The organism is Patiriisocius hiemis (assembly GCF_031846325.1).
Classification (GTDB): Bacteria; Bacteroidota; Bacteroidia; order Flavobacteriales; family Flavobacteriaceae; genus Patiriisocius_A; species Patiriisocius_A hiemis.
Genome location: NZ_JAVRHZ010000002.1, coordinates 510,303 through 528,867, shown reverse-complemented (window position 1 = coordinate 528,867; position 18,565 = coordinate 510,303). Strand labels below are relative to the sequence as shown.

Below are 18,565 nucleotides of genomic sequence, written 5' to 3'. Positions count from 1 at the left end.
AGAAAACTCTTATTTTTTATATTGATATATGTACTATATTAGCAGTCTACCATAGCATAAGTAGGTTAAGTTCATGGTAAGATTTGGGGCAAAAAAGGTAAACAACTTGTTTACCTTTTTTATTTTGCCCAAATCTTAAATGGGGTAGGCGAAGGAACAAAGTGAGCGAGGCCTATTCTACTACTACATGTCTTGTTTATTTACTAAAAAAATAAACATCCGACTAAAAGAAGCGAGCATATAAGTTTTGATCTGAAAATTGACCCAATTCCTGTGATAAACAAAAAAACGCAACTTTCTCAAGCTGCGTTCTAATTTATATTACAGTAAAAAGCTTACTATTTTTTCTTAGCGTATAAAGCTGCTACTTCTTCCCAATCTATAACATTAAAAAATGCTTCAACATAATCTGGTCTTCTGTTTTGGTAGTTTAAATAATAAGCGTGTTCCCAAACATCAAGTCCTAAGATTGGAGTTCCTCCACAGCCAACATTTGGCATTAGCGGATTATCTTGATTTGGTGTACTACACACTTCTACTTTTCCTCCTTTGTGAACGCATAACCAAGCCCATCCAGAGCCAAACTGAGTTTTTGCAGCCGTAGAGAACGCATCTTTAAATGCTTCAAAACTTCCATAAGCATCTTTTATTGCATCGGATAGCTCTCCAGTAGGTTCTCCACCACCATTAGGAGACATTACCTCCCAAAATAAACGATGGTTGTAAAAACCTCCTCCATTATTTCTAACAGCTTTGTTAGACATATCTAGATTGATGAGTATGTTCTCAATTGTTTTACCTTCGTGTTCGGTTCCTTCAATTGCTGCGTTTAACTTATTTGTATATCCTTGATGATGCTTTCCGTGGTGGATTTGCATAGTTTTTTCATCAATGTGTGGCGCAAGTGCATCATGCGCATATTTTAGTTTTGGTAACTCAAAAGCCATTGTAATCTATTTTTTGTGTTAGTAAATCAATTTATCCCAAAAATACACAATACTAGCGTTTTATACTGTTATAGAATTGATAAGATTTTTATAATAGTATAAAGAATTATAATAGTCAGCCAATTTTAATAATTTGGATTAAAAAAGAAGAACCTTATAGATTACTACTTCCTCAGGAGTGCTATTTTAATTACTTTAGTACCAAAGCTATATTAATTGGATACAGAAACTACTTTTAAAATTTACAATGCTTCTGCTGGAAGTGGAAAAACCTACACACTTGTAAAAGAATACTTAAAAAGAGTATTAGCCTCATCAAGTGTTTCAGGATACAAAAACCTACTAGCCATCACATTTACAAATAAAGCGGTTGCTGAAATGAAACAGCGAATTGTGACTGCCTTGATAACATTTTCAGAAGAAAAAGCAGCAGAAAACCCAAATGATATGATGCTGGCTATTGCTGAAGAAATTGAAATGCCTATTGCAACTATACAGAACAAAGCAAAGCACATATTAAAGCATTTACTTCATCACTACGCTAGCTTTAGTGTAGAGACTATAGACAGGTTTAACCATCAACTTATACGAACGTTCTCTAGAGACCTTCAGTTATCGTCCAATTTTGATGTTACCCTAGACACAAACCAATTGCTAAAAGAAGCTGTAGAAGAACTTATAGGCAAAGCAGGAGAAAATAAAGAAGTAACCCGAGTATTGCTTGATTTTGTATTAGAAAAAATTGACGATGATCGATCTTGGGACATTAGTAGGGATATTACTAAAGCAGCCTCTATACTCTATCAAGAAAACGAACTGCAAGCGCTAGAAACATTAAAAAATAAAAAACTAAGTGATTTTATTATCCTTAAAAAAGAACTGCAAGAAAAAAAGAAACAGTTAGAAAAAAAGCTAGTAAAAATCGCTAATGATGTATTGACACTTATTGCTGAAAGTGGACTGGAACATTCTGATTTTTCTGGAGGATACTTCCCTAAATACCTTTTAAAAGTAAGTGCGCTAGATACCAATGTAAGTTTTGGAACAGCCTGGCAAGAATCCATGGGAGAAAAGCCAATGTACCCAGGAAGGGTTTTAAAAGAAACTCCCGATACAGCTGAAACTATAGAAGAGCTTACTCCTCATTTTAAAGAACAATTTCTTAAAACAAAGGAGGTTATACAGCAGCTTTTGTTACACGAAAATATTATTAAAAACTTAACACCCCTTTCGGTTATTAATCTCGTTAAAAATGAAATTGAAACAATTAAAGAAGAACAAAATATCTTGCCAATTTCAGAGTTTAATACGCTTATTAATCGTGAGATAAAAAACCAACCCGCCCCTTTTATTTATGAGCGTTTAGGAGAGCGCTACCGTCATTACTTTATAGACGAATTTCAGGACACCTCTTTATACCAATGGGAAAATTTGAAACCGCTTATTGAAAACGTCCTGACGCAACAGTTTGAAAATGAAGAACTGGGCTCTTTATTACTAGTTGGAGATACCAAACAGTCAATTTACAGATGGCGGGGTGGTCTACCAGAACAATTTTTAGACTTATGCGCAAATACAAATCCGTTTCCAGTCCCTAAGAAGGTTGAAAACCTACCTAAAAATTTCCGTAGTTGTAAAGAGATTGTACATTTTAATAATGATTTTTTTAATCATATTGCTCAACTTCTTGCTAATGAAGCACACCAAAATCTGTATATAGGTGGTAGCAAACAACAATTAGAAAAAGATAGTGATGGTTATGTAAATATTTCATTTATATCTTTTGATGATGCTTCTCAAAAAAATGAAATTTATGGTAAAAAAGTGCTAGAAACCATTAAGAAACTAAAGAAATCTAATTTTAGTTATAAAGACATTTGCATACTTACCAGGAGGAAAAAAGACGGTATTGAACTTAGTACTCTTTTAATGGAGCAAAATATCCCTGTGGTCTCGCAAGAAACATTGCTCTTAGCTTCTTCACAAAAAATAAATTGTATTATTTCATTATTACAATTAATACAAAATGTGCCTAGCAATACTATTAAGGTTTCTATTGCTTCTTTTCTTTTTAAGTATCTTGATATTAAGACGGATAAACACTTTTTTATAACTTCATTTTTAAATACATCTCTTCTTGGTTTTTCTGAAAAGCTGGCCGCTTACAATATTAATTTAGATTTTACTCAACTTGCAAGTTTAACCACCTACGAAGCATGCGAATATATAATTGAAAAGCTCCATTTTAAAAAAGACGCAGACGCATACATTTTTGGGTTTATGGATTTTGTTTTTGAATATGAACAACAACCCAATAAAAAAACAGAGTTTTTGGAACATTGGGAAACCAAAAAAGATTCTGCAGCTATTGCAACTAGCACAGCGATTGATGCGGTACAATTAATGACTATCCATAAATCTAAAGGACTCGAATTTCCTGTTGTAATTTTTCCATATGCAGATGTTAGTATTTATGAAGATAAAGATGCTAAAATTTGGTATCCTTTAGAAAGCCCAACAGCTGGTTTTAATCAAGTTAGAATTAATTTCAAAAAAGAAGTAGCCGAGTATAGCCAAAAAGGAAAAAATCTGTATGAGGAACGAAGAAAAATCCTTGAGTTAGACAATTACAATATGTTATATGTTGCCTTAACTAGAGCTGTAGAACAACTTTACATATTTGCCGAAGAAGCAAAGCCTTCAAAGACAGAATTACTTAAAGATTATAATAATCTTTTTCTTTCTTTCCTACAGCAGCAAAACATCTGGGAAGAAGGAAAAGATGTATATGAGTTTGGTGTTTTTCAGAATAAAACAGGGTCAAATATCACAAAAGCCATTACGCAAATCACCCCTTTCTACAGTACTTCTTCTCCAGAAAGCCATCAACTATATTACAGTACTTCTAAAGGTTCCCTTTGGGATACAGAAGCTTCAGAAGCTATAGAATTAGGTAATAGTATTCATGATATTATGGCACTAATTGTATCGCATCAAGATGTTGATGATGCCTTAGAAAAATATTCAGAGAAAAACAATGTCAGTAATTCAGTTATTCAATCTATTAAAAAAATTGTAAGTCATTCAGAATTAAAACATTTATTTGAGAATGGAGTAGAAATTGCTATTGAAAAGGACATCTTAACTACAAATGGTGTAATACTAAGGCCAGATAGAATTAATTTCCTTGAAGACAATAAAGCTACCATTGTAGACTACAAAACAGGAGCTCCTAACGAAAAAAACAACCAGCAAATTAATGAATATGCTTCTGTCTTAAACCAGATGGGGTTTAACGTTATAAATAAGACGTTAGTTTACATTTCTGAAGGTGAAATTTTGATAAATAACCTGTAACTTTGAAATCCAAAAAAATAAAACTATGTACGGAAAGATTAAAGAACACCTCCAAGCAGAATTAGAAGAAATAAAAGAAAACGGTCTATATAAAAAAGAGCGTATAATTACAGGGCCTCAAGACGCAGTAATTAAAATTTCTACTGGGGAAGAGGTAATTAATTTTTGTGCTAATAATTATCTGGGTTTATCATCTAATAAAGAAGTAATACAAGCTGCAAAAGATACGATGGACACTCATGGTTTTGGGATGTCTTCAGTACGCTTTATATGCGGTACTCAGGATATTCACAAAACACTTGAGAGAAAAATTGCAGAGTATTACCAAACAGAAGATACCATTTTATATGCAGCAGCTTTTGATGCTAATGGGGGTGTTTTTGAACCTCTTTTAGGGCCAGAAGATGCTATTATTTCAGATTCATTAAACCACGCCTCAATTATAGATGGTGTTCGCTTATGTAAAGCCGCAAGATATAGATATGCTAATAATGATATGGCAGATCTAGAAAAACAATTACTAGCTGCTAACGAAAACGGAGCGCGTTTTAAAATTATAGTAACCGATGGCGTTTTTTCTATGGATGGATTAGTAGCTCCTCTGGATCAAATTTGTGACCTAGCAGAAAAACACGATGCATTAGTTATGATAGATGAATGCCACGCTACCGGTTTTATTGGTGAAACAGGAAGGGGTACTCTAGAAGAAAAAGGTGTAATGGGACGTATTGATATTATTACCGGAACTCTTGGAAAAGCAATGGGAGGAGCAATGGGAGGATATACCACAGGCAAAAAGGAGATTATTGAAATACTTCGCCAACGTTCACGACCTTATTTGTTTTCAAACTCTCTTGCGCCGGCAATCGTAGGGGCCTCTATTAAGGTATTTGATATGCTTTCTAATGACACAAAATTAAGAGATAAACTTGAAAGCAATACAAAATATTTTAAACAGGGTATGAAAGATGCAGGTTTCGATATTATTGATGGTGACTCTGCTATTGTACCAGTAATGCTATATGATGCAAAACTATCCCAACAAATGGCAGACATGCTTCTTGAAGAGGGGATTTATGTAATTGGTTTCTTTTATCCCGTAGTTCCTAAAGAAAAGGCAAGGATTCGAGTACAATTATCTGCAGCTCACACAAAAAAACACTTAGACAAAGCAATTGAAGCATTCATTAAAGTAGGAAAAAAACTAGCAGTTATTACCGGTTAAACACTTATATTTCTATATAAATAGCTTTAAGTTTATAAAATTTTTAATAGATTTGCTTTTGTTAGTAAGTTTTAACAACTTACTTTTGCTCTATTAACACTTAAAAAATTAAACAATCGAATATGAAACATCTAAACAGTATTTTAGTTGCTGCCCTTTTACTAATTGGTGTAGGCGTAGCTAATGCTCAGGACGAAAACAATCCATGGGCAATCGAAATTGGTGTAAACGCAGTAGACGTTTATCCTGTTGGAATTAATGATGACGGTAGATTACCTGCTGCCACTAAAGGAGAAATTTTTGACGAATTCTTCAATGTAAATGATCACTGGAACATTTTACCTTCTGTATCTAAAGTTGCAGTAAGTAGATATATTGGTAGTGGTTTTGTTTTTACAGCTGCAGGAACTCTTAATAGAATTGATAAGCTTGGTGAAGTAAGAATAGATGAAGTAACTTATTACGCAGTTGATGGAGAAATTGAGTATAGTTTTAGAGACCTTATCGGAGGTCCTGGTGGATGGTTTGATCCTTCATTAGGAATTGGTGGAGGTTATACTTGGGTTGATGACATAGGTTTTGGTACTGCAAACGGTATCGCTGGTGTTAAAATTTGGTTAGCCGAAAACTTTGCACTTAGCCTTCAGTCTCAATACAAGTATGCTTTTGAAGATACTTATGGTATTACACACTTCCAACACTCTGCTGGTATAGCATTTAAGTTTGGTGGAAAAGATACGGATGGTGATGGTATATATGACCAAGATGATGAGTGTCCAGAAACTCCAGGCCTTCCTGAGTTCAATGGATGTCCAGACTCAGATGGTGATGGTATTGAAGACAGAAACGATGCATGTCCTAACACTCCTGGTTTAGCAGAGTTTAATGGATGCCCTGATACTGATGGTGACGGAATTGCAGACCCACAAGATGCATGTCCTACTGTTGCTGGTCTCGCAGCTTTAAATGGTTGTCCTGATGCGGACGGTGATGGAATTACAGATGCTGATGACCAATGTCCTAACGAAGCAGGTCCTGCTGCAAACAACGGTTGTCCTTTTGAAGATAGAGATGGTGACGGAGTATTAGATAAAGATGACCAATGTCCAGACGTACCTGGTACAGTTGCAAATAACGGTTGTCCTGAAGTAACTGTTGAAATTATTGAAGAGTTAAACAACTACTCTAAAACAATTCTTTTCGACTACGACAAAGCAACTATCCGTCAGGAGTCTTACTCAGCATTACAGAGTATTGCTGATATTATGAAAGAATATCCAAATGCTAACTTCCACGTAGAAGGTCACACAGATAGTAGAGGTAGTGATAATTACAACTTAAACCTTTCTAACGAAAGAGCTGCGTCTGTAAGATCTTACTTAACTACAATCGGAATCTCAGGAGCTAGATTAACTTCTGAAGGTTATGGTGAAACAAGACCAGTAGAGTCAAACAAAACTGCTGCTGGAAGACAAGCAAACAGACGTGTTGAAATTTCTTTAAAGAAATAATATTTAGAACACATCTCAAATAAATTTTTTGAAACGCCTCCATAATTGGAGGCGTTTCTTATTTTTATACAATGCAAACATTTCTTGAGGAAGTAGTAAAAAAGCTAAAAAGCAATTATAAAGACCTTTCAGCTTTAACTATTATTCTACCTAGTAAAAGAGCTGGTGGGTTTTTAAAAAAAAAATTGCTGCATAGCATCGATAAAACTATATTTTCTCCAAAAATTATTAGTATTGAAGAGTTTATAGAAGAACTTTCAGCACTTACTATTGCAGACAATACTTTACTGCTTTTTAAAAGTTACGAAGTTTATAAAACTGTAAACCCATCCCATGAAAAAGAAGATTTTGAAACATACATATCATGGGTAAACACACTTCTTAATGACTTCAACGAAATAGATAGGTACCTCCTAGATCCTAAGAAATTCTTTACTTATTTAAGTGGGATAAAAACACTTGAGAGATGGAATGTTACTCATGAGAAAACAACACTTATTGAAAACTACTTAAAGTTCTGGGAGAGTTTGTTGGGCTTCTACAAAGCATTAACACAAAACCTCATTAACAATCAAACTGGGTATCAAGGTTTAGTCTACAGAGTTGCTGCTCAAAATATTGAACACTATATAAGCTATAATAATACACCTCATGTTTTTATAGGTTTTAATGCTTTAAATAAAGCTGAACAAACCATAATCCAAGAGCTTTTAGAAGCTGGGAATACTGAAGTATTTTGGGATTTGGACAAAACTTTATACGACGATAAAAAACACGCTGCATCTTATTTTTTAAGAAATTATGTTTCAACTTGGAAATATTATAAAACACTTAGAGATATTGGGTTGTCAAATTCCTTTTCTGAAAATAAAAATTTTCAGTTTATAGAAACGCAAAAAAATGCTGCTCAAGTAAAATATGTTTCAGAAATCCTTTCAAAACTTTCAAAAGAACAACTTAATAGTACAGCGGTTGTTTTAGCAGATGAAAGTTTATTAATTCCCTTACTTTACTCACTTCCAGAAAACATTCTTGAGGTAAATGTTACAATGGGAGTTTCTTTACAAAATTTTCAAATAACTCATTTTTTTGACAAACTACTCACACTTCAAGTTAAGAATAAAGAACAATTGTTTTATAAGGACGTTCTAACTCTTTTAAAACATCCAATAGCCGCAACATTGGTAAATGATGCTCCTAAAATTGTTGAGGCTATTATTGTGAATAATGCAACCCATTTTAATCTTGACTATATTCTAAGTATTGCAAAAAAAGATTCGCACAACACCTTAACTACACTTTTTTCTTCTTTTAAAAAGAATCCTAGTCTGTGCATTTCAAATTGTTTACATCTATTGTTGCAATTAAAAGAGAAGGCCACAAGCTCACTTGATAAAACAGTTATTTACCAACTTTACGAGCTATTTAAAAACTTAGAATCTTACAACACACAATTTGATGCCATACAGTCTATAAAAACAGTACATCAATTATTTAAAGAAGCTATAGCGACCCTATCATTAGATTATAAAGGAAATGCTTACCAAGGTTTACAAATTATGGGAGTACTTGAGACAAGAGTGCTAGACTTTGAAACGGTAATTATGACTTCAGTAAACGAAGGTATTTTACCTTCTGGGAAGTCTAATGCATCTTTTATTACTTACGATCTGAAAAAGGAATTTAAGCTTCCGCTCTATACTGAAAAAGACGCCGTTTACACCTATCATTTTTATAGGTTATTACAACGAGCAAAGAATGTTTATTTGCTATATAACAATCATTCTGAAGGCATTCAGACGGGAGAAAAAAGCAGGTTTATATTGCAACTCGAAGTAGAAAAACAACAAAACCATACAATTGAAAAAGTTGTAGTTTCACCAAAAATAAATCTAGCGACTAAACAACTTGAGTCTATTGAAAAAACCGAAGCAATACTTCTTGAAATACAAAAAATTGCAAAAAAAGGGTTCTCTCCCTCTTCATTAACTAACTATATTCGAAACCCCATAGATTTCTATTACGATTCAATCTTGCGAGTTGAAGAAGATGATACGGTTGAAGAAATTGTAGCAGCCAATACACTTGGAACAATAGTACACGAGAGTCTAGAAATTTTATATAAAGGCAGCATTGGTAAAGAACTAACAATAGCTTTGCTAGAAAACATCCTTAAAGAAGTTGACTCCGAAGTAAAGTATCAGTTTAAAAAAATATTTAAGAAAGGAAATACTGCTAAAGGGAAAAACCTTCTCATTTTTGAAGTTGCAAAACGTTACATAGAAAATTTTATACATTATGAAATAAGTGAGATAAAAAATGGGGCAAGTATTATTATTAAGTCGTTAGAACAAAAGTTAACTATTCCTTTTTCTATTAAGGGTATTTCTTACCCTGTTAATATAAAAGGAACAGTAGATAGAGTAGACACTTATAATGGCCAATTACGTATTATAGACTATAAAACAGGAAGTGTACAACAAAGAGACTTAGAAATTGTTGATTGGGAAACAATTACAGAAGATTACTCTTACAGTAAAGCTTTTCAGGTACTTACTTATTGTTACATTATTGCGCAAAAAGAAAAACACTCTAAATATGAAGCCGGAATCTTTTCTTTTAAAAATCTAAACAATGGTTTTCTAAGATTTGCTACTAAACCAGCGCCTAGAAGCTCAAAAAAAGACTTTACAATATCGCATGATATTTTGCAAAACTTTGCTATAATGCTAACAAAGCTTATTCAAGAAATTTGTGAGCCCAATATTCCATTTACTGAAAAAGAAATAGACTAATGCATATTTCAAAAAATAACATTCTATATAGAGATTCTAAAAAACCCATCTTATATGATATATTTCATGATGAGAAAAACACTAAAAAGCCTATTATTATTTTTTGTCATGGCTACAAAGGTTTTAAGGATTGGGGAGCATGGGACCTTGTAGCAAAGACTTTTGCTAAAGCAGGTTTCTTTTTTGTAAAATTTAATTTTTCTCACAATGGAGGAACAATAGAGAACCCTATCGATTTTCCAGATTTAGAAGCATTTGGTCTTAATAATTACAGTTTAGAATTAGAAGATCTAGAGGCAATAATTACGCATATAACCACAAGTTTAAACTACAAAGAAGTAATTAACTCAAATCAAATAAGCCTTATTGGGCATAGTCGAGGTGGAGGTATTGTTTGTATTAAAGCAGAGGAAGACAAAAGAGTAAATAATGTACTAACATGGGCTGGTGTAAGTGATTATAAAACTAGGTTTTTTATAGGTTCTCCAGAATGGGAGCTATGGAAAAAGACAGGTGTTACGTACGTAGAAAATGGAAGAACAAAACAACAAATGCCACATTACTGGCAATTTTTTGAAGACTTTATGGCTAATGAGGAGCGCCTTACTATAAAAAGAGCTGTGAGTAGTCTTACCATCCCACACTTAATTCTTCATGGAGATGCAGACCCAACCGTTACATTAGATGAAGCTAAAGCATTACATAGATGGAACTCTAATAGTGAGCTCATAGTTATTAATAATGGTGACCACGTTTTTGGAGCTAGCCATCCATGGAATAATAATTATATGCCCGAAGACTTACAAAATAGTGTAGCTGAAAGTATTCGTTTTATAAGAGGCAACTAAAAGAAGCCCTAATCCTGTACTTGTAACACCAGTAAAGGTTTACTAGTATGAAACTCTTTCTTAAGCACGACATTTTTTTCCCAAAGCTTTTTAAAGAACCCTCTTTTACGGCGAACCACACATAGTATATCTGGGTTATGACTTTGAAAGTGTTCTAAGACAGCCTGAAAGGTAGTTGCATTCTCCGAGGTGATATACTTGTTCTGTATCTTTTTAACTTTCCCGCTTACATTTCGCATCTTGTCTGTACTTTCTGGAGTCTCAACATGAAGCAGGTTCACCTTTGTACCAAAATGTTTTATAAACTGGCGTACTGGTTTTAAAGTTCTATTTTTTCTAAATGTTCCATTCTTAAATGCCATAAGCATAGTGCTAGGTTTTTTAAACACAGAGCCCTCCGGAACAATTAAAATTGGAATGTTTGTTCCTTTCATTATTTTACCAGACATGTTACCAAGGTATACTTCTTCTCGTATAGAATTACTTCTAGGGGATAATACCATTAGATCCACAGGGACATGTTTGTTAAACCGCTCTATACTTTCTACAATTCCTCCTTTAATTGGGTGTGAAATAACTGTAACATCTTTAACATCAACCTCAGCAAGTACTTCATTTAGTCTATTTTGGGTATCTTCTTTAATAATAGTATTTACTTTTGTAAGCCCCCCTACTTTAGAAACTTCTTGAAAAACAGAAATTACATACACATACGCATCTACTTCTTGAGCTAAATCTATTGCATATTGTAGGTTGCTTGCTGAATTTTTTGAAGCTCCAATAGGTACTAGTATATTTTTCATTGGTATTATCTTTAATTTTGATACAAAATTAATTTATAATAATGATTACCAAAGCGAAACATTCAGAAATTGATAAAATTATAACAATTACAAGAGCTTGTGCTGCAAAAATGATTTCTGAAGGTATCTTCCAATGGAATGAACACTATCCCAATAAAGAAGCTTTTATTAACGATTGTAATCGAGGCGAACTCTACGTCCTACTAGTTGCTGAAAAAATTATTGGTTCCATTACAGTTTCAACATTTAAAGACAAAGAATATCAAACTGTCACTTGGCTTACTCCAGATCATAATAATTACTACATCCACAGGTTAGCCATACAACCAAAATACCAAGGTCAAGGATATGCAAAAAAACTAATGGATTTTGCCGAAGAAATAGCAAAACAAAATAATGCTGCATCTGTCCGGTTAGACACTTTTAGTAAAAACAAAAGAAATCAAAAATTTTATGAAGCAAGAGGCTATACCAAACTAGAGAACATCTATTTTCCAAAGCAAAGTAAACACCCTTTTTATTGTTATGAATTGGCGTTTAATCGCTAATTTTGTAGCTTGGCAACTACAGATATTTCCTTTAAACGCATTCAACAACTTGCATTACCCGCTATAGTAGCTGGAATTGCAGAGCCTGTACTTTCTAGTACAGATGCTGCTATTGTAGGTAATATTCCGGAGTATGGAACAGAGTCGTTAGCTGCAGTAGGAATAGTAGGTACATTTCTTTCGGCTTTAATATGGATTTTAGGGCAAACCCGAAGTGCTATTTCTGCCATTGTTTCTCAAAATCTAGGCGCGGGGAATATTCAAAATCTTAAAAATTTTCCTGCTCAAGCAGTTTACTTTAATGTTGGGCTTAGTATTATTGTTTTAGTGTCAACATACTTTTTTGTAGAAGAAATTTTCACTTTTTTAAACGCTGAAGGTATTATTCTTGACTTTAGTATTGATTACTATAATATTAGAGTATGGGGTTTTCCGCTAACACTTTTCACTTTTGCAGTTTTTGGACTCTTCCGAGGTTTGCAAAACACCTTTTGGCCTATGATAATTGCTGCAATAGGCGCCGCCATAAACATCTTTTTAGATTTTGTTTTAGTGTATGGTGTTGTGGGGCTTATTGAGCCACTAGGAGTTGTTGGAGCAGCTTGGGCAAGCTTAATTGCGCAAATAATAATGGCATTATTGGCTATGTTTTTTCTTTTTAAGAAAACAGAAGTTTCACTACGCTTACAGTTTCCTTTGCATCCAGAAATTAATCGTTTAGTTTTTATGAGTTTAAACTTGTTTGTTCGTTCCCTAGCATTAAATGGGGCTCTAATACTAGCTACTCGAGAAGCTGCTGCTTTGGGTAAAGAATATATTGCAGCGCATACAATTGCCTTTAATGTCTGGATATTTACTGCCTTTTTCTTGGATGGATATGGGGCTGCAGGAAATATACTAGGCGGAAGATTACTAGGTGAAAAAAACTATACTAGCTTATGGAAATTAACCAAGAAAGTAAACCTATATAATTTAGGAATTGCTGTTTTATTAACAGCAATTGGCTTGCTATTATACAAACCCATTGGAGTAATGTTTAATAAAGACCCACAAGTCCTTCAAATTTTCTACGGAATGTTTTTCATGGTACTGCTATGCTTGCCTTTTAATGCTGGTGCGTTTACACTAGATTCTATTTTTAAGGGACTAGGAGAAATGAAATACTTAAGAAATGTACTTTTAGGTTCTACCCTATTTGCATTTATTCCTATTCTATATTTTTCTAAATATATGGATTGGGGACTTATAGGTATTTGGGCAGCACTTATTGCGTGGGTTGCTTACAGAGGTCTCGCGCTTATTATAAAATTTAAAAGAAAATATATTCCATTAATTTCTAGTGATAAAAATGAAAGAGATATTTAATTACCTAAATGGACAAGGAGGATTCTTAATTCTTTTATTCGTTGTTGTTATAGTTTTATTAATAAGAAAAGTTAGAAATAATAATAAGTATAAACGCTAATAAAATAAGGGTTCTAAGTAATTCGTTATTTTTGAAAAAAACTGCCAATGGACATTTTACAATTTTTAAGTGGAAACGGATTGTTTTTGCTTTTAGGATTACTTTTAATCATCCTGTTTTTTTATAACAGATTCAAAAAAAGAAGATGAGCAACATTCGTATTACCAAACAATTTTCTTTTGAAACCGGTCATGCTCTTTATGGGTATGATGGTAAGTGTCGTAACGTGCATGGGCATAGTTATAAACTTTCAGTAACTGTAATTGGGACTCCTATAAATGATTCTGATAATGTAAAATTTGGAATGGTAATAGACTTTGGTGACCTAAAAAAAATTGTAAAAGAAGAAATTGTAGATGTGTTTGACCATGCAACCGTTTTTAATAAGAATACACCTCATGTAGAACTTGCAAAGGAGTTAAGTGATAGGGGGCATAGTGTTTTGTTGGTAGATTATCAACCAACAAGCGAAATGATGGTAATAGATTTTGCTGAAAAAATTAAACAAAGATTACCTCAAAACATAGCATTACATTCATTAAAATTGCAGGAGACAGCTACCAGTTATGCTGAGTGGTATGCCGAAGAAAACTAATAAAAGATACTACCCTAAATATAATTAAAGGGTGTTTACATAGAATTGCCTTTATGGATATTCCTTCAGGAAAAAAAATATACTTCTCTAGCGACAATCATCTTGGCGCCCCTACTCCAGAAGCCAGCCTTCCTCGGGAAAAAAAATTTGTACAATGGCTGGACGAAATTAAAGAAGATGCCGCTGCTATATTTTTATTAGGCGATTTGTTTGATTTTTGGTTTGAATATAAAACTGTAGTACCTAAGGGATTTGTAAGAGTGTTAGGTAAACTAGCAGAAATTAGTGATAGTGGAATTCCTATTTATTTTTTTGTTGGAAATCACGATTTGTGGATGCATGACTATTTTGAAAAAGAATTAAACATCCCCACCTACAGAGAACCAAAAGAATTTAAATTAGGCGATAAAACCTTTTTTATTGGACATGGAGACGGGAAAGGGCCAGGAGACAAAGGCTATAAACGAATGAAAAAGGTATTTGAAAATAGTGTCTTTAAATGGCTGTTTAGATGGTTTCATCCAGAGCTAGGAATGCGTCTAGCACAATATCTTTCAGTAAAAAATAAGTTGATTTCTGGAGAAGAGGATAAAAAGTTCCTTGGTGAGGAAAATGAATGGTTAGCACTTTATGCTAAACGAAAACTAGAAACCAAGCACTACGATTATTTTATCTTTGGACATCGCCATTTACCTATGCAAATTGAAGTTGGTAAAAATAGCACTTATTATAATTTAGGCGACTGGATTACCCATTTTACCTACGGAGTTTTTGACGGAACTTCTTTTGAATTAAAAGAGTATTAAGGTTTAATATCCTTTAGCCTTAATTGTAAACTTATTGTGCCATTCCATTCGTTTTCATCAATTACATAGGCAGCTTTAAAAGGTGCTCCTTTACATGCAATAGGTTCCTTATCTCCCATTCCGAATCCAATACACGTAAATTGATTAGAGTTTCCTTGTTTCACTACTAATCGTAAATGGCTTTTATCTTCTCCTACACATTTTCCAAAACCAACATCTTTTAACTGTTGTGTCATAAAAACAGGGGTCCTATTCTCCGGCCCAAAAGGTGCCAGTTGTTTTAAAATTCTATAAAACTTTGGAGTAATATCCTTTAAGTTTATTTCGGCATCAATTTTAACCTCTGGAGTAAGTAACTTCGGGTCTATGGTTTTGGCAACCACTTCTTCAAATTTAGTCTTAAAATTTTCAAAGTCTTTTTCGTGTAAAGTAAGCCCTGCAGCATATTTGTGCCCGCCAAATTGTTCTATATATTCACTACAAGCCTCTAGCGCATTATATACGTCAAAGCCTTTTACAGAGCGTGCCGAAGCGGCCAATTTGTCTCCACTTTTGGTAAAGACAAGGGTAGGTCTATAATAGGTTTCAGTAAGGCGAGAAGCTACAATTCCTATGACACCTTTATGCCAATTTTCATTGTACACAACCGTTGTTTTTTTATCTTCTTCAGCGTTATCTAAAATTTGCTTAAGTGCCTCTTTGGTTATTTGCTTATCTGCCTCTCTTCTATCGGTATTGAACGTTTCTATTTCGGCAGCCCAAACAGCCGCTTTATTCATATCGGTTTCAGTAAGTAGTGTAACTGCGTGGTTTCCATGTTTCATTCTACCAGCCGCATTAATACGAGGCGCAATAATAAACACCACATCTGTGATGGTAAGTGTTTCTTTTTTAATCTGCTTTAAGATAGACTTAAAACCTGTTCTAGGGTTACTATTAATTACTTTAAGCCCGTAATAAGCAAGCACTCTATTTTCTCCAGTAATGGGCACTATATCTGCACCAATAGCTGTAGCAACTAGGTCTAAGTATAGCAGTAAGTTCTCAATAGTCCCTCCTCTTTTTTCTGTAAGTGCTTGTATTAACTTAAAGCCAACCCCGCAGCCACATAACTCCTTATAAGGATAATTACAATCCTCTCTTTTTGGGTCTAAAACCGCAATTGCATTTGGTAATTCTGCTCCAGGACGATGATGGTCACAAATAATAAAATCGACCCCCTTTTCACTCGCATACTCAACTTTATCAATGGCTTTTACTCCACAATCCAATGCAATAATTAATGAAAAGTCATTATCGTGAGCAAAATCTATCCCTTTATAGGAAATACCATATCCTTCATCATAGCGGTCTGGAATATAGGTGGCAACATTGGGGTAATACGTTTTAAGATAAGAAGAAACCAAAGCCACACTTGTTGTGCCGTCTACATCATAGTCCCCATAGACCAAGATATTTTCATCATTGGCAATTGCAGCTTCTATTCTTGTAACTGCTTTGTCCATATCTTTCATAAGAAATGGATTATGAAGGTCTTCTAAGGCTGGTCTAAAGAATTTTTTTGCGTCCTCAAAAGTTTCAACACCTCGCTGAATAAGTAATGTCGCAACTAAATTGGACACGTCTAATGCTTTTGATAGTACTTCAACTTTATGTGTTTCTGGTTTGGGTTGTAAGGTCCAGCGCATAGGTATATAACAAAGTTTACGGGGAGTTTATAAATGTACGATATGAATGAGAAACTAAAAAATAAGAGAGAAATTCGTTTTCTAAATCTAAGAGCATATTTGTACCTTCGAGAAAAAATAACAAGTAGATATGCCATTAGTTACTCCACTTTCACCAGATCATGATGAAACAACCAAAGAGTTAGCAGACTTTTTTAATGAAACCCTTGGGTTTTGTCCCAATAGTGTACTAACCATGCAGCGCAGACCTGCGATAAGTCGTGCTTTTATTAATCTTAACAAAGCCGTTATGGCAAATGAAGGTCGAGTAACCTCTGCCCTTAAACGAATGATTGCTTGGGTAAGTAGTAATGCTACTGGTTGTAGATACTGCCAAGCACATGCTATAAGAGCTGCAGAACGTTATGGCGCAGAGCAAGAACAACTTGATAATATTTGGGAATACCGTACCCATCCTGCTTTTTCTGAAGCAGAACGCGCAGCATTGGATTTCTCGCTACAAGCCTCTCAAGTACCTAATGGTGTGGATGCCGAAATAAAAGAACGTTTATACATATATTGGAACGAAGGCGAAATAGTTGAGATGCTAGGTGTTATCTCTTTATTTGGTTACCTAAACCGTTGGAATGACTCAATGGGAACTTCCATTGAGGATGGTGCTGTTGAAAGTGGTGAACAATACTTAGGAAAACATGGTTGGGAAGAAGGAAAACACAACGGTTCTCAATATTAACTATTTTAAAACCTCTTTTACTTTTTGTTGAAGTACGGGTACTATTTCTTTTTCAAACCATGGGTTTTTTGCACGCCAAAAACGATTGGTAGGTGAGGGATGCGGAATAGGAAAGTATCTTGGCAAGTACTGTTTATATTCGCTTACGGTATCAGTTAAAGTTCGTTTGGCTTTTTCTGCTAAATAATACTTTTGAGCGTAGCTTCCTATTAGAATAGTTAATTGCACATTGGGCATTTTGTCGAGCAGTTTAGTGTGCCATTGTGGGGCACATTCCGGCCTTGGAGGTAAATCTCCTGTTTTTGCTTTTCCAGGATAGCAGAAGCCCATAGGCACTATGGCAAAATTCTCAGTTGTATAAAACTGCTCATCGGTAACATTGAGCCATTGTCGTAATTTTTTACCGCTTTGGTCATCCCACGGAATCCCAGATGCGTGCACTTTTGTACCAGGCGCTTGCCCAACTATCACAATTTTAGAACTTTTATGCGCTGTTACTACAGGACGAGGCCCTAATGGTAAGTGCTCTTTGCAAATCGTGCAGTTTTTTATTTCTGAAAGAAGGTGTTGCATTACTTTTTTCCCTCTACAACAACAACCAATTCTCCCTTTGGAGCTTTATTAGTAAAATGTTCTAATACATCTGTTAAGCTTCCTCTAATGGTTTCTTCATGGAGTTTGGTTAATTCTCTAGAAACTGAAATTTTTCTCTCGCCTCCAAAGTATTCCACAAACTGCCTAAGGGTCTTTAGTAGTTTGTGAGGAGATTCATAAAAAACAAGTGTGCGGGTTTCTTCTGCAAGGAGTTGTAGGCGGGTTTGTCTTCCTTTTTTAACAGGCAAAAAGCCTTCAAAAACAAACTTGTCATTTGGCAATCCACTATTTACCAAGGCAGGTACAAAAGCTGTAGCGCCCGGTAAACAATCTACTTCAATCCCTTCAGCAAGACAAGCACGTGTAAGTAAAAACCCTGGGTCGCTAATGGCAGGAGTTCCAGCATCACTAATCAAAGCAATGGTTTCTCCATTTTTAATACGGTTTACAATGGTCTCGGTAGTTTTGTGCTCGTTATGCATATGGTGGCTATGCATTTGAGTGGTAATATTAAAATGCTTGAGCAGCTTCCCGCTAGTTCTAGTATCTTCAGCAAGTATTAAATCTACTGCTTCTAACACTTCAATAGCACGAAGCGTGATGTCTTTAAGGTTCCCTATAGGTGTTGGTACTAAGTAGAGTTTGCTCAT

15 protein-coding genes are annotated in these 18,565 nt (G+C 34.4%); 10 read left to right on the top strand and 5 right to left on the bottom strand.

Features of this window, described 5'->3' with window-relative positions; translation table 11 throughout:
• Positions 1-338 precede the first annotated feature (338 nt).
• On the bottom strand, positions 339-947 hold the full coding sequence (locus RM538_RS06570; protein ID WP_311332610.1) for a superoxide dismutase: 609 nt from the start codon (positions 945-947) through the stop codon (positions 339-341).
• 216 nt (positions 948-1,163) lie between these two features.
• Here RM538_RS06570 and RM538_RS06565 point away from each other — a divergent pair, with 216 nt between their 5' ends.
• The 5 genes from RM538_RS06565 (at position 1,164) to RM538_RS06545 (ending at position 10,683) form a co-directional block, all read left to right on the top strand.
• The gene (locus RM538_RS06565; RefSeq protein WP_311332609.1) at positions 1,164-4,304 is read left to right on the top strand and encodes a UvrD-helicase domain-containing protein; all 3,141 of its coding nucleotides are present in this window, start codon (positions 1,164-1,166) and stop codon (positions 4,302-4,304) included.
• Between the two features lie 25 nt (positions 4,305-4,329).
• On the top strand, positions 4,330-5,529 hold the full coding sequence (gene kbl / locus RM538_RS06560) for a glycine C-acetyltransferase (RefSeq protein WP_311332608.1): 1,200 nt from the start codon (positions 4,330-4,332) through the stop codon (positions 5,527-5,529).
• A 122-nt stretch (positions 5,530-5,651) separates the two neighbouring features.
• Positions 5,652-7,040, top strand: coding sequence for an OmpA family protein (locus RM538_RS06555; RefSeq protein ID WP_311332607.1), 1,389 nt, complete (start codon positions 5,652-5,654; stop codon positions 7,038-7,040).
• A 71-nt stretch (positions 7,041-7,111) separates the two neighbouring features.
• Complete coding sequence (locus RM538_RS06550; protein ID WP_311332606.1) at positions 7,112-9,835, top strand: PD-(D/E)XK nuclease family protein; 2,724 nt, start codon at positions 7,112-7,114, stop codon at positions 9,833-9,835.
• Positions 9,835-10,683, top strand: a complete 849-nt coding sequence (locus RM538_RS06545) for an alpha/beta hydrolase family protein (RefSeq protein WP_311332605.1) — start codon at positions 9,835-9,837, stop codon at positions 10,681-10,683. Before RM538_RS06550 ends, RM538_RS06545 begins: the two co-directional genes overlap by 1 nt.
• An 8-nt stretch (positions 10,684-10,691) precedes the next feature.
• On the opposite strand, the gene RM538_RS06540 is transcribed toward RM538_RS06545, so the two are convergent.
• Positions 10,692-11,486 (bottom strand): universal stress protein, encoded by a 795-nt coding sequence (locus RM538_RS06540; RefSeq protein ID WP_311332604.1) that lies wholly within the window; start codon positions 11,484-11,486, stop codon positions 10,692-10,694.
• 41 nt (positions 11,487-11,527) lie between these two features.
• Here RM538_RS06540 and RM538_RS06535 point away from each other — a divergent pair, with 41 nt between their 5' ends.
• The 4 genes from RM538_RS06535 to RM538_RS06520 all read left to right on the top strand — a co-directional run bounded on the left by RM538_RS06535 (position 11,528) and on the right by RM538_RS06520 (position 14,900).
• A complete protein-coding gene (locus RM538_RS06535) occupies positions 11,528-12,034 on the top strand; it encodes a GNAT family N-acetyltransferase (protein WP_311332603.1) in 507 nt (168 codons plus the stop codon).
• 9 nt (positions 12,035-12,043) lie between these two features.
• Positions 12,044-13,399 carry an MATE family efflux transporter gene (locus RM538_RS06530; RefSeq protein WP_311332602.1) on the top strand — a complete coding sequence of 452 codons (1,356 nt, stop codon included), beginning with the start codon at positions 12,044-12,046 and terminating at the stop codon, positions 13,397-13,399.
• A 245-nt stretch (positions 13,400-13,644) separates the two neighbouring features.
• The gene (locus RM538_RS06525) at positions 13,645-14,094 is read left to right on the top strand and encodes a 6-pyruvoyl trahydropterin synthase family protein (RefSeq protein ID WP_311332601.1); all 450 of its coding nucleotides are present in this window, start codon (positions 13,645-13,647) and stop codon (positions 14,092-14,094) included.
• Positions 14,095-14,147: 53 nt separating this feature from the next.
• Positions 14,148-14,900, top strand: a complete 753-nt coding sequence (locus RM538_RS06520; RefSeq protein ID WP_311332600.1) for a UDP-2,3-diacylglucosamine diphosphatase — start codon at positions 14,148-14,150, stop codon at positions 14,898-14,900.
• Here RM538_RS06520 and recJ read toward each other — a convergent pair.
• Entirely contained in the window at positions 14,897-16,588 is a 1,692-nt protein-coding gene (gene recJ, locus RM538_RS06515) for a single-stranded-DNA-specific exonuclease RecJ (RefSeq protein WP_311332599.1), read from the bottom strand. The genes RM538_RS06520 and recJ overlap by 4 nt on opposite strands.
• Before the next feature lie 130 nt (positions 16,589-16,718).
• Here recJ and RM538_RS06510 point away from each other — a divergent pair, with 130 nt between their 5' ends.
• Positions 16,719-17,321, top strand: coding sequence for a carboxymuconolactone decarboxylase family protein (locus RM538_RS06510; protein WP_311332598.1), 603 nt, complete (start codon positions 16,719-16,721; stop codon positions 17,319-17,321).
• Here the strand turns inward: RM538_RS06510 and RM538_RS06505 are convergent, their stop codons facing one another.
• Together RM538_RS06505 and rsmI are read right to left on the bottom strand one after the other, a co-directional pair.
• Entirely contained in the window at positions 17,322-17,894 is a 573-nt protein-coding gene (locus RM538_RS06505) for a uracil-DNA glycosylase family protein (protein WP_311332597.1), read from the bottom strand.
• The gene (rsmI, locus tag RM538_RS06500; RefSeq protein ID WP_311332596.1) at positions 17,894-18,565 is read right to left on the bottom strand and encodes a 16S rRNA (cytidine(1402)-2'-O)-methyltransferase; all 672 of its coding nucleotides are present in this window, start codon (positions 18,563-18,565) and stop codon (positions 17,894-17,896) included. Before rsmI ends, RM538_RS06505 begins: the two co-directional genes overlap by 1 nt.